This is a genomic window from Halomonas sp. 3F2F (assembly GCF_014897805.1).
In the GTDB taxonomy this organism is placed as follows: Bacteria; Pseudomonadota; Gammaproteobacteria; order Pseudomonadales; family Halomonadaceae; genus Vreelandella.
The window spans coordinates 1-12,276 of record NZ_JABUZE010000005.1 but is presented as its reverse complement, the minus strand read 5'-3'; the positions used below and the strand labels follow the sequence as shown (position 1 = coordinate 12,276).

10 protein-coding genes and 1 pseudogene are annotated in these 12,276 nt (G+C 54.0%); 5 read left to right on the top strand and 6 right to left on the bottom strand.

Going from position 1 to position 12,276, the window contains the following annotated elements; all coding sequences use genetic code 11:
• Window positions 1-1,085 (bottom strand): MFS transporter (locus INT21_RS00405; protein WP_193084729.1); only part of this gene is annotated, 1,085 nt, incomplete at its 3' end.
• 180 nt (window positions 1,086-1,265) lie between these two features.
• On the opposite strand from INT21_RS00405, the gene INT21_RS00400 reads away from it, so the two are divergent.
• Both INT21_RS00400 and INT21_RS00395 read left to right on the top strand, forming a co-directional pair.
• The gene (locus tag INT21_RS00400) at window positions 1,266-1,901 is read left to right on the top strand and encodes a TetR/AcrR family transcriptional regulator (protein ID WP_193068219.1); all 636 of its coding nucleotides are present in this window, start codon (window positions 1,266-1,268) and stop codon (window positions 1,899-1,901) included.
• Between the two features lie 26 nt (window positions 1,902-1,927).
• The gene (locus tag INT21_RS00395) at window positions 1,928-3,109 is read left to right on the top strand and encodes an AAA family ATPase (protein WP_193068218.1); all 1,182 of its coding nucleotides are present in this window, start codon (window positions 1,928-1,930) and stop codon (window positions 3,107-3,109) included.
• Between the two features lie 26 nt (window positions 3,110-3,135).
• Here the strand turns inward: INT21_RS00395 and INT21_RS00390 are convergent, their stop codons facing one another.
• The 3 genes from INT21_RS00390 to INT21_RS00380 form a co-directional block, all read right to left on the bottom strand.
• Window positions 3,136-3,927 carry a PhzF family phenazine biosynthesis protein gene (locus INT21_RS00390; protein WP_193068217.1) on the bottom strand — a complete coding sequence of 264 codons (792 nt, stop codon included), beginning with the start codon at window positions 3,925-3,927 and terminating at the stop codon, window positions 3,136-3,138.
• A 209-nt stretch (window positions 3,928-4,136) separates the two neighbouring features.
• Complete coding sequence (locus INT21_RS00385) at window positions 4,137-6,263, bottom strand: TonB-dependent siderophore receptor (protein WP_193068216.1); 2,127 nt, start codon at window positions 6,261-6,263, stop codon at window positions 4,137-4,139.
• Window positions 6,264-6,502: 239 nt separating this feature from the next.
• A complete protein-coding gene (locus INT21_RS00380; RefSeq protein ID WP_193084728.1) occupies window positions 6,503-7,702 on the bottom strand; it encodes a multidrug effflux MFS transporter in 1,200 nt (399 codons plus the stop codon).
• Window positions 7,703-7,938: 236 nt separating this feature from the next.
• On the opposite strand from INT21_RS00380, the gene INT21_RS00375 reads away from it, so the two are divergent.
• Window positions 7,939-8,235: a DUF1330 domain-containing protein gene (locus INT21_RS00375; protein ID WP_089039021.1), complete on the top strand. Its 297-nt coding sequence runs from the start codon at window positions 7,939-7,941 to the stop codon at window positions 8,233-8,235.
• 234 nt (window positions 8,236-8,469) lie between these two features.
• Here INT21_RS00375 and INT21_RS00370 read toward each other — a convergent pair whose 3' ends face one another.
• A complete protein-coding gene (locus INT21_RS00370) occupies window positions 8,470-9,099 on the bottom strand; it encodes a virulence RhuM family protein (RefSeq protein WP_226912610.1) in 630 nt (209 codons plus the stop codon).
• Between the two features lie 214 nt (window positions 9,100-9,313).
• Window positions 9,314-10,123, bottom strand: coding sequence for a sulfite exporter TauE/SafE family protein (locus tag INT21_RS00365; protein WP_193068215.1), 810 nt, complete (start codon window positions 10,121-10,123; stop codon window positions 9,314-9,316).
• A gap of 107 nt (window positions 10,124-10,230) precedes the next feature.
• Between INT21_RS00365 and INT21_RS00360 the strand changes: the two genes are divergently transcribed.
• Complete coding sequence (locus tag INT21_RS00360) at window positions 10,231-11,022, top strand: AraC family transcriptional regulator (RefSeq protein WP_193068214.1); 792 nt, start codon at window positions 10,231-10,233, stop codon at window positions 11,020-11,022.
• Between the two features lie 257 nt (window positions 11,023-11,279).
• A pseudogene (cml, locus tag INT21_RS00355) lies at window positions 11,280-12,236 on the top strand (CmlA/FloR family chloramphenicol efflux MFS transporter); the annotation flags it as partial.
• Between the last annotated feature and the right edge of the window lie 40 nt (window positions 12,237-12,276).

Here is a 12,276-nt window from a genome sequence, read left to right as displayed (position 1 = left end):
GCAACGTGAAGTAAGTCAACTACGTCCTGGAATGAACGCTTACTTTGTGCCGTGGCCGTTGCCATTAATAGCAAAGCAAGCCCAGCGAAGCCGTATCCTACTGCCGTTAACCGCCGTAGAGGAATCAGCTTATTTAATCTTCCGAATAGCAGAGAAACGCACAGCGTCATGACAAATTGCGGCATCATGCGCCAGCCAGCCTCAACAGGCGACCAATGCTGAATTTGCTGGAGAAAAATCGAGAAAAAGAACAGGCTGCTGTAGTAAGAGAATCCCAATATGAACGAGGCAAAATTCGCCACTAAGAAAGCGCGCTCCTGCAGAAGGGCTATCGGCAGTAAAGGCCGCTCTACTCGACTTTCTACCACCGCGAACAGTACAAAGCTGATCGCGGCGACCATCAATGCAATGCCCCCCATTTTGATATTTTCGCCTGCCTCAATCATGCCAAACGCCAATGCACCCAGGGCTACCACACTGAGAACTTGACCCAACGGATCACGTGCAGCGTGTTCGGGATACTTACGCTCTTTAATGCCGTACATGCCTAGCACCACGACCAATATACCCAGAGGAAGATTAATCAAAAAAATGCTCTGCCAGCCAAAATGATGCAGCAATAGCCCCCCGCATAACGGCCCCAGGATTAGCGCCAAGGCGTTGGAGGCTGACCAAGCACCGATTACGTGCGAACGCTCCTTTGGATTGGGAAAAGCAGAGGTAAGAATAGGCATAGCACCACAGATCAGGAAAGCGCCTGCAGTTCCCTGGATGGCCCTACCCACCAGCAACACCGGCAATGACGGCGCCCAGCCGCACACTGCCGAGCCCAGTGTGAACAGGATGACACCACTGAGCCAAGCGCGCTTTTGACCATACCTATCCGCTATTGGACCCGCAGACAGCATGAACCCAGATAGGCAGATCGCATAAGCGTTGACTACCCACTGCAGCCCTACGATATCGGTGCGTAATGCCGTCTGCATGGTAGGGAGTGCCACGTTGACGATGCTGATATCAAGTGTGGCAATAAAGCTTCCAAGACAAACAGCGCACAATGCGCCGTAGCGGCGAGAAGGCTGCATGACAGTTCCTTACGGTGAGATAGAAAATTGCGTGCTCTTTGCTTAAGCATACAAACTGACCGACCGTCGGTCAATACATTATACTGTATCGATCGCCTATGCTCTGAGCCTTAGCTCGCCTAAACTAGGCCGTATTTTCTAAGGGATGTTGAAGCCAACCAAGAGTTAAAAATCGACATAATGGATCATAAGACAACGAAGCCAACGCCGCAGGCAGCTAAAGCGCCAAGAACCAAACCGGCTGAAATTCGCCTAAATGAGCTGATGACTGCCGCCGAAAAGCTCTTCCTGGCCAAAGGCGTTGAAGCCACAACAATCAACGAAATTGTTAAGGAAGCCCAAGTTGCCAAAGGCACGTTCTATCACTACTTCTCATCCAAGAACGACATGCTGGTTGCGTTGGGTGAACGGTACACGGCTGACTTTCTAGCGCGCCTCCAGAAAGCCCTGGATGCCTGCCCAGACCACGATTGGCTGCAGCGATTGAGAACATGGATTGAAGTCAGCGTCGACGTGTATGCACAAACATACCGAACGCACGACATCGTCTACACCAACCATCACCATCATGATCGTTCTAACCAAGCCAGGAACGCCCTTCTTGATCAACTGCTAGACATCATTGAAGGTGGACAATTGGCGGGCACCTGGCGAGTGGAGCAACCAAGGGTAGTGGCTCTGGTTATTTATTCAGGGGTGCATGGCGCCACAGACGATATCATTGCAGCCAAGGCTAACGACCGTGCACGCTTTGCACACCAAGTTGCAGATGCTTGTCTGCGTATGCTGCCCCCTCCGGAAAAGACAGCCAGATAAACTTTTTATCGCGGATCTCAGCGCCTATGATTAACGCCTTTGCCGTATCCAACTATCGCAGTCTGAAAAACGTTGTCTCCCCCCTAACAGGTCTCAATGTGGTTACCGGACCCAATGGGTGTGGAAAATCCAACCTATATAAATCGCTGCGGCTACTGGCAGAGACAGCTAAAGGCAATTTGATCTCATCGATTGCCCAGGAAGGCGGGCTTGATTACACCTTCTGGGCTGGCCCGGAAAAACTCACCAAAAGCATGAAAGATGGCACTGCGCCCATAGAAGGCTCCGCCAAGAGAAACAATCCCCGGCTTAGGCTGGGATTTGTGGGTGAAGACTTTGGTTACGCCATTTCGCTGGGAATGCCCGCGCCGCAGGGGTTTGCGGGCTACGGGGACCCTTCCATGTTTCAGTTCGACCCCGAGATAAAGCGCGAGTGTATCTGGGCTGGCGACGTCTGCCGCCCCAGCAGTTGCCTGATCGACCGAGTCGGACCAGTGGTGAAAGTGCGTGTTGGCCGCAAATGGCAGGTTTACGACGCCCATCTCAATAGCTACGAAAGCATTTTGAACGAAATCAGTGACCCGATCGCCGTGCCTGAGGTTCATGCGGTCCGGCAAGCCATTCGTAGTTGGCGCTTCTATGACCAGTTCCGAACCGATTCGCAATCTATTATCCGCACACCCCAGATTGGTACTCGCACCCCGGTGCTGGATCACGATGGCCACAGCCTAGTGGCCGCATTACGAACCATCCACGAGATTGGCGACAGAGAAGCGTTGTACGAGGCGATTGAAGACGCCTTTCCCGGTGCAACCATCAACTTTGCAGCCGACGCCGGTAATCGCTTCCTATTACAATTTCTTCAGGATGGGCTGCTGCGCCCGTTAAACCAGTCGGAATTATCCGACGGAACGCTTCGCTATCTACTGCTGGTGGCGGCGCTGCTTACCCCTCGTCCGCCCTCCCTATTAGTGTTAAACGAACCGGAAACCAGTTTGCATCCGGATCTGCTGCCTGCCCTAGGACGCCTGATTATTCGCGCATCGCAGGAAACCCAAGTGTGGGTGGTCTCCCACGCGCCACGCTTGGTGGCCACTTTGGAAAAAGAGGCTGCCTGTAACGCGATTGCTCTGAATAAAGAATTTGGCGAAACCGTTATCCTAGGCCAGGGATGGTTGGACGAACCGCCCTGGCATTGGATGGATTAAACAAGAGAAACGGCGCGATAAGCGGCCTAGCAGTTGGGCAGCGTAATCCCCCCTTTCAAGTAAGGCGCAACGCGGCCTTTGATAATCACGCGGTCGCCTTCTATCTCGCAGCTCAGCGCACCTTTGCGGGCTCCACCCTGGCGTGCAGTAAGCTGCCGTTTACCCAGTTTTTTCGCCCAGTAAGGCGCAAGCGAAGTATGCGCCGAGCCAGTAACGGGGTCTTCTTCCACACCGACTTTGGGGCCGAACCAACGGGAGACAAAGTCTACATCGCTGCCTTTCGCAGTAACGACAATGCCGCGCCCTGGAAGGTGCTTCAATTGCTGCATATCCGGCGTTAGCGATTCAATCAACTGCGCATCGTTAACCACTACCACGATATCGTCAGATCTCAGCAACTCTTCGATCTGACGAAGCCCTAGCGCTGCCTTTACCTCAGCTTCCATCGCCAAGGGTTCGACTACCTTTGCGGGAAAATCCATCGCCAGTTCGTCGCCGTCACGCTGCACTAAAAGCTGCCCACTGCGGGCCTCGAACTGCAGTGTTTCAGCGCTATCGCCCAGCACATTAAAGATCACCCACGCCGCCGCCAGCGTGGCATGACCACACAAATCCACTTCCACTGAAGGGGTAAACCAGCGCAGGTGATAGCCAGACTCGGTCGGCACAAAGAAGGCGGTTTCAGAGAGGTTGTTCTCCGTGGCGATTGCCTGCAACAACGCATCATCCAACCACGTTTCCAGCGGGCAAACCGCCGCAGGGTTGCCTTCAAACGGCTTAGAGGCAAACGCATCTACCTGGTAAAGATCAATATTCATTACAGCCAGCCTTTTCTAACATTAGGGGTCATTTAAGAGATCGCATTAAAGCCTGCCCACGATAATACCAAGCCTTGATTGACGGAGTACGTCTAAGCAGATGTAACAACTGCTCGAACTCTATGCCACGCTGGGAGCTGGCCCGATACCAAAACGCCCCGAACCAAGTCGGGGCATTTTGCGATTGCTGGGATATAGACGAAATCACATCACCAGCGATAGCTCACTTTCGCGCTGATTTCACGCCCCGGATTATAGTAATCAGCCGTGCTTGAACCAACCACGTGTTGCTCGTCGAGCAAGTTACTAACATTAACGGCTAGGTCAGCGTCTTTGGTGAGCTGGTAGCTGAAGGCCGCGTCGAAGAGCGTTGCTGCACTGCTCTTTGACGTATTGGCTGTATCAAAGTAGTAGGAGCCAACATAACGGGCGCCGAGGCCAACACTCATATCCTGGCGTGGCAAGGTATAGTAGCCCCACAGTGACGCCGTATGTTTAGGTGCCGCGGTGAACTCGTTACCTTCTCTGGAGGCGTTGCTGTCGCGCACCACTTCCGACTCCATATAGGAGTAACCACCGGCTACGCTAAAGCTATCGGTCAACTCAGCCTTGGCTTCCAAATCAAGCCCCCGTACGCGGGACTCACCCACGGTTTCCCGCTCGATAACGCCATTGTCCTGTACAACCGAGATGGTGACGTCATCCCTGGTCAGATCATAGATGGCCGCCGAAAACAGCGCATTCGTACCAAAGGGAGAATATTTCGCACCAATTTCGTACTGCTCGCCCCGTTCGGGATCGACGCCAATCGTGGGCGGTGCGACCGACTCCACCATGCTGACATAGGTAGAAATTTCGTCGGTGACGCGATAAGTCAGAGCACCGCGAAAGGAGGTTTCCGAGTAGTCGTCGGAATCGGTGTCACCGGCCATGTTGGTGCTGGTGATATCCAGAGAGTCATTGCGCACGCCCGCTGTCACGATGAAGCGGTCATAGAAGGACAAATTCTGTGTCAGGAAAACCGACTCGGTGGTGAAGTCCTGCTTGTTGCGGCTATAGACATTCAGGCTACTTGGGGCACCGCTAAAGGCGGGATTTGCGATATCAATGGAGGTCGCATCGCCGTAAAACGAACGGTCTTCGGTTGAGGCATCACGATACTCGATACCCACGAGCGTGCTGCTATCGACCTGATCAAAGCGGGCGTCGTATTGCAGGATAGCGTTGCCGATCAACTCCTGGGCTTCGTTGTCGGTACCAAAGTAGTCGCGATCTACCACGCTGCCAACGCGCGACGCAGAGTCAGTGATATAAACGTAACCGAAGTCGTCGGTCAGGTCGCTGTAGCGTAGATTCCCCCGCAGCGTCAGCCCGTTGTTGAAATCATGAGTGAACTGCCCGGTGAGACTGGTACGCTCGACGTCATGATAGTTAAAGCCGGGCTCGCCAAAGAACTCGCTGCGGTCGTACTCCCGATCAAGCGGATAACCGCCGCTATTAGGGGTGTCGTCACGTTTCAGGTAATCGAAGATAACGCTTGCCGAAGTGTACGCCGTCGGCTCCCAGGTCAGGCCTCCCATCAGGAAACCATTGTTATCTTTGGAGTTATCGTATTCGCGATCGCTGTCCCGGATGGTGCCGGTAAAGCGGTAGGCCACTGTCTCGTCAGCGTTCAGCGTGTCACCCACATCAACACCGGCCTCTTTTGCATCAAATGAACCGTAGGAGAGATAGCCCTCTCCAAAACGCTCAAAGCGTGGCCGTTTGCTCACGAAGTTGACCGAACCGCCCGGATCCGCCGGGCCAAACAGGGTGGAGTTGGCGCCACGCAACACCTCAACGCGCTCGTAGGCATAGGGTTCCTCACGAACACCGCGCATTGAGCCTAGCGTCAGTCCATCACGGTAGGTGGTCGCCTGGAATCCGCGAATTTTAAAGTAGTCGTTACGATCATCGGTGCCGTAATAATCGGTGAGAACGCCTGGCGTATATTGCAGCACTTCCTCGGTAGTAGAAGCGTTACGCTGCTCGATCTCCTTCTCAGTGACGACCGACACGGAGGCGGGGGTATCGAGGATACTGGTAGCCACCTTACCGCCGACCCATAGCTCCTGAGCCACTATCGAATTGGCATCATCATCAGCGTAGGCCTGGGCGTTGACGATAATAGGAGCAAGGCGATAGCCCTCATTATCGTCAACGCCTTCGCCTGTCTCCTGCGCATTCCCGATCATGGGAATAGTCACCAGCGTCGTGCCGCACAGAATGGCGGTAGTGGCCTGCTGCCACCGTAACCAATTTGCGTTGTGCCGGGCTGTGCTACGGCTATCAATCATGTTGAAGACCCCTTGAAATACATAAACCTACCCTGCTCGCTTCGTGGTTTTCTTTTGAAAGGCCGGGAGAGTATCCAAAGGGGGTAGCACGGAGTCAATAGTGCTAATGCCAATCATAATCATTTATTTTAAAAGCTGGCCATATTGACAACCCGCCAGCAACACATGTTCACGAAATAAAAAAGCCCCATGTTTTGGACAACACGGGGCTTTTGGCAAGTGCGTACGTACCTTCTGGCTCAGTTTTCCTCGACAGCGGCACGCCCTTTGATGATAGAGCGGGCAAGCATCAGGTACGCTACCGAGCCACAGGCAGCCATGGCCAGGATGACCGCTTCAAGCGTATGCGGCAACATGGCAGACAGTGCGCTCAGCAGCCCGGCAACACCGAACTGGGCCGCACCCAGAAGCGCTGCAGCCGTTCCGCCACTGGTGGGAAAGTACTCCAAAAAGCAGGCCTGAATATTCGGCGAGATCGCCCCTACCGCACCGATGGTCAGCATCATGGCGGGCAAGAAAGCGTACAGCGGCCACTCCATAAAAGCCGCCATCACCAACAACAGTATGCCAACACCCTGACAGCCCGTTGCCAGCTGCAGGATACGCAGTGACGATAGCCTGGAAAGCAACACGCGATTGAGAATATTGAAGATAAGCATCGCGACAATATTCGCCGCAAACAGCATCGAAAAGCTTGAAGGCGACTGGCCGAAATGCCCCTGATAGATAAATGATGCATAGGTGATAAACATCATCAGAGTAGAAAATGAGGCAGCCTGCCAAACGATGAACGGCAGGGCTGGCTTTGTCGACAGTACCAGTTTGTAACGCGCCAGCAGGCTCATCTTAGGGCTTTTCGCTCGAGACACCTTACCCGTACCGGTAAAAAGCACCCGCACCAACAACGGCACCAGCAGCACCGCGTATATCGCCAAAGCGAAAAAGATATAGTGCCAGGAACCCAGCGCCAGAATCGCGCTGCCCACGCTCGGCGCAATGCCAGGCGCCAACACCATGATAAAGCCCATCATCGAAAACAGTTTCGCGGCGTCGCGGCCAGCCACCCGGTCGCGCACCAACGCCGGCACAGATACCAGAGTAAAGCCAGCACCAAGGGCCTGAACAGCTCGCCCGACGAGCAGCGTGTTCAAAGAATCCGCCATACCAATGACAATGCTTGAGAGCGCAAAAATCGCCAGCCCGCTCATCAACACCCGCTGGCGCCCGAAGCGGTCTGAAAGCGCACCGCCGATTAACTGACCAAACGCCATCGCGAATACATACACTGAAACGCTCAGCGACACCGCCTGCTGAGAAACTCCCAGCGATTCGCCAATAACCGGAAAAGCCGGCAGGTACGTATCCATGGAAAACGGGCCCAGCATCATGGTCAATGCCAAGCTCAGCACCACAATGAACGGCGTTTTAGATTGGGTCATAGAAGCTCGCGGTAAAGGGGCGTAATGATGGACAACACCCACAATATGATACCGACAGTTGCTATCAAGGCAATCGAATAGGTAGGTGGCTTGCTAATGGGGCTTTGGAGCAAAGTTTTGAGAGCAGGGGTTTGAGAGCAGGGGTTTGAGAGTAAGGTTATGAGAGTAAGTGGACAGCGCCCAACCAACAACAGGTATGATTGCATAGCGCATTTAATACCAACGAGGAGAGCCGAATGCCCGCCTACATCGTACTAACCCGTGAACACACTCACGACAACGAAGAAATGAAGCGCTACAGCGAAAAGGCCAAAGCCGCCCGCGAAGGCCACGACCCACAGCCGCTCGCCTTTTATGGTGATTTTGAGGTGCTAGAAGGAAGCGCCATGGAAGGTGCGGTGATTCTACGCTTCCCCGACATGGCCGCCGCCCGTGCCTGGTACGAAAGCCCCGCCTATCAGGAAGCCCGCAAACACCGTTTCCAAGGTGCCGACTATCGCGTTTTTCTAGTGGATGGAATAGCAGAGGCTTAATGGTCAAAGCCCCTGCGTTCATCGGCGGGGGATACAGCTATCGCAACAAGATGAAATGTTCGATCAGCCGAATCATCAACGTTTTCTGATCCGGTAGGCTTTCCGCCACCAATAGAGCCAGGGCCACTAGGGTATTGTCATTAATCAGCTGCTCTACTGGCTTTGCCAGCAACGCGGCGTTGCGGCGCAGGTACCACAAGAATAGAAACGAGCCGCAGCGTTTGTTGCCATCGGCTAGAGGGTGAGGGTCTGTTTCAACTCACCGATGGCCTGAAGTGCCTCTTCCAACCCTAAAGGCTGCATACCCGGCTGTTTGATGCCCACTTCCGCCAACTGCTGCTCATCGTAGCCCTGTAGCAAACTCCAGGAGCGGGCGTAATCGCTAATCACACGGGCAACCGCTTCGCCTTCGGTTGAAACCAAGCCTTGATTGGTCAGGGTTCGGCTGAGCAAACTCACCGCCTGCTCAAACTCTATGCCACGCTCAGTTAGGCGGCGTTGATTTAAGGTATAGCCTTGTACCAAATGTTCTTTTAATACTTGAGTTGCCCACTTTCGGAAATGAGTGGCACGCTTCGAACTAACCCGATAACCAACAGAAATAATGGCATCAAGGTTGTAGTGTTTGGTGCGGTATCGCTGCCCATGCTCAGCCACATGTTCCAAAATGGAACATGTGCTGTCTTCACTCAGCTCTCCACTCTTATAAATATTACTTAAATGTTTGGTGATTGCAGGGCGCTTGGTGTTAAACAGTTCTGCCATCTGTGCCTGGCTTAACCAAACGGTCTCTTGCTCCAGCGTTACCTCAAGGTGTGATTGCCCATCTTCGCTGGTGAATATCTGTATTTGCTGATCATTCATGAGTGCTGCCTCCCAGGCTTACATCAAACGCTTTATGTCTTTAAAACAAGCACCTCCCAAGCAAGCAGCACTCAATACGGCAGTAGTCACCTTTCCATACTAAAAGAGAGATTCAAGCGCGCCCGCAGTCAGAGATTAAGTAAACCCTACCATAAAAACTGTTCATTTATACAGCAAAATATCACCATGATTCTGCCAAGCAAAATTAGACGCTTCAACGCACAAAAAACATCACCACCAGCACCATGGTCAGCAGTAGCAGGTATACCCTGGCATGAATACGGTCAGGGATACGCCCGATCCAGATCGACGCCAGTCGAATACCGAGCCATGAGCCCACGGCGAGTACCAGCAAGGCGCGTAGATCCACATAACCGGCATACCAGTCCCCCAGCGCGGAGTGATTTGACGACAGCAACACATACGTCGCGGTACCACTTACCGCCATGGGCAACGATAACGGATTGGCCATGGCAGTGGCTGCCGTCATGCTCGCGCCTCTCCGGCGCATAAGCGGAACGGTCATCACACTGCCACCAACACCCAACAAGGCGGCCACCGCACCAATCAATGTCCCTGTCATCGCCGTTACCCCACGCCCCATAGGACGCACATCGCTCCCCGCCTGATGCAGAAAACCGGGCCGCAGAACGGCATCCATAATCGTAAGCCCCAAATAGCCGATAAACGCCCAGCGCACCCACTCGCCACTTAACGACACGGCTGCCGCCGCGCCCAGCACAGCCCCAATGGCGATATAGCCCACCAACGGACGCACCAGATGCCACGGCACAGTCTGCAGTTGATGGTGACGCCATGTAGACAGTGAAGCAGCAAAGACCATCAACGCCGTCGAGGTAGCCACCGCGATATGCATAGCCGCCTGACCGATGCCACTATCCAGCCCATGGACGGCCATCAGCAGGGTATACAGCAAAGGAACCACCACAAACCCACCGCCGAAACCGAACAACACGGTGGTCACTCCGGCCAACCCGCCACAAAGAAGCAATACGCTATACACCGGCACTCTCCTGATGAAACGAAACAGCAGGCACTATATGCTGGCGAGGATTGGCCGACATTCGTCATTCGGACAACCATCAACGCGTTTCAGCCAGGTTCACGCTAATGCTCAATACGCCTCTTTCAGATGTGGATCATGTGGCACGGCCCATAGTGGCCATCGGTACTGATTACCGCCCCGGCACCCTCCTCGATTTTCATACCCATCGGCGTGCCCAGTTTCTCTATGGCATGAGCGGCGTGATGGAAGTCAATACGGATGACGGCACCTGGATGGTGCCACCCTACAGCGGCGTCTGGCTGCCTGCGGGCAAGCGCCATCAGGTGCGTATGAATGGAGTGAGCACCCGAAGCCTGTATATCGAGCCCCACGTCGCGCCATGCGCTTCGCCCAACTGCGAGGTGCTGGTCGTAACGCCTCTCCTGCACCACCTACTGCTGGCTTCCGCCCACATCCCCGCGCGCTATGACGAAAACGGCCGCGATGGTGCCCTGGCGCAACTACTTCTATACGAACTGGAGCAGGCTCAGGCCTTGCCGCTGTTTGCGCCCCTGCCCCACGATATTCCACTCGCCAACCTGTGCAGAGCGTTTCTCGGCCAACCAAACATTCACACGCTGCCTGATGAATGGGCCCGGCAGTTACATTGCAGTCAGCGCACCTTCAACCGCCTGTTCCGTCAACAAACCGGGCTCTCCTTTGGCGTATGGCGCCAACAGGCCTGCCTGATGGCGGCTATTCCCAGGCTGCTCTCCGGCAGTTCCGTTACCCAAACCGCGCTGGAACTCGGCTACGACAGCCCGGCCGCTTTCTCCAGCATGTTTCGCAAGGTGCTCGGCCAATCTCCCAGCGCTTTCGTCCGGGAGGCGTTAAAAGAGGACGGCGCCTTAAAATGATATATTCGGATCACAAATTGAGCCGAATAGGCTTTTTATTCGGCTCAAGGATGAAATAGCCCTGCGCTGCTTATTCCTGTTAAGCTGTTAATGTCGTTAAGCCAGTCATGAAGTACCGATATATGGATTCAAAAAAGTCAGACCACTAAGCCGCAGCAACTTTGTTTTCTCGTTGTTGCGGCCGCCTGCTTAAACCACTTCCTTACATGTAGGCCGCCGCCAAATCATCTTGTTTGCGCGGAGATTTTATCGTGCCTATTAAACATCCTCGGCTGTGGACTTACAGCCTGCCGGTAGCGCTGGTTCTGCTGGCTCCCTTCAATATTCTCGCGTCGCTCGGCATGGACATTTACCTGCCGATTGTGCCCGCCATGCCAGCGATTCTCGGCACAACGCCCGAGGTAGTTCAGCTAACGCTTACTCTCTACATGATTATGCTTGGCGTCGGTCAGATTATATTCGGGCCGCTTTCAGACCGCGTTGGTCGGCGCCCGATACTAATTGGCGGGGTATTCGTATTCGCTGTAACTTCATTGGCACTCGCGGTTACCACGTCAGCTTGGCTTTTCGTTTTCCTACGACTAGTACAGGCTGCTGGGGCGGCTGCGATGCTAGTGGCCGTTTTCGCAACGGTGCGCGACGTTTATGCAGATACCCCCGAAAGTGCGGTCATCTACAGCTTAATGAACGCGATGTTGGCTTTCGTTCCCGCGTTTGGGCCAATTGCAGGCGCCCTAATTGCGCGTTATTTCGGCTGGGAAGGCATATTTCTTGCCCTTTGTTTCTCTGCACTCATAGCGCTCCCCTTCGTATTACCAAAATGGCATGAGACACGACAAAGCAGAGAACACTCCAGCAGAGCCGATTTTAGCGTAGTGCTTAGAAGCCCTTACTTCTGGGTTTATACGCTAGCTTTTGGCACTGCGATGGGCTCGTTTTTTGTGTTTTTCTCTACTGCGCCTCGGGTACTCATCGAAGGAGCTGGCTTATCCGAAATGGGTTTTAGCGTTGCCTTTGCCACGGTAGCAGTCGTGATGATTGCCACAACGCGCTTCGCCAAGCGCTTCGTGACACGCTGGGGAATCTCTGGCTGTGTGACTCGTGGCATGCTAATGCTGCTTTTTAGTGCGGGCTTGCTTGGGGTGGGCGAGATCTTCCTGACACCCAGCATCTGGTCTTTCGTGTTACCCATGTGGCTGGTTGCGGTCGGTATGTAAGCGTCCATTCCGCGACGTTCTGCCACCCCGCTAAAAT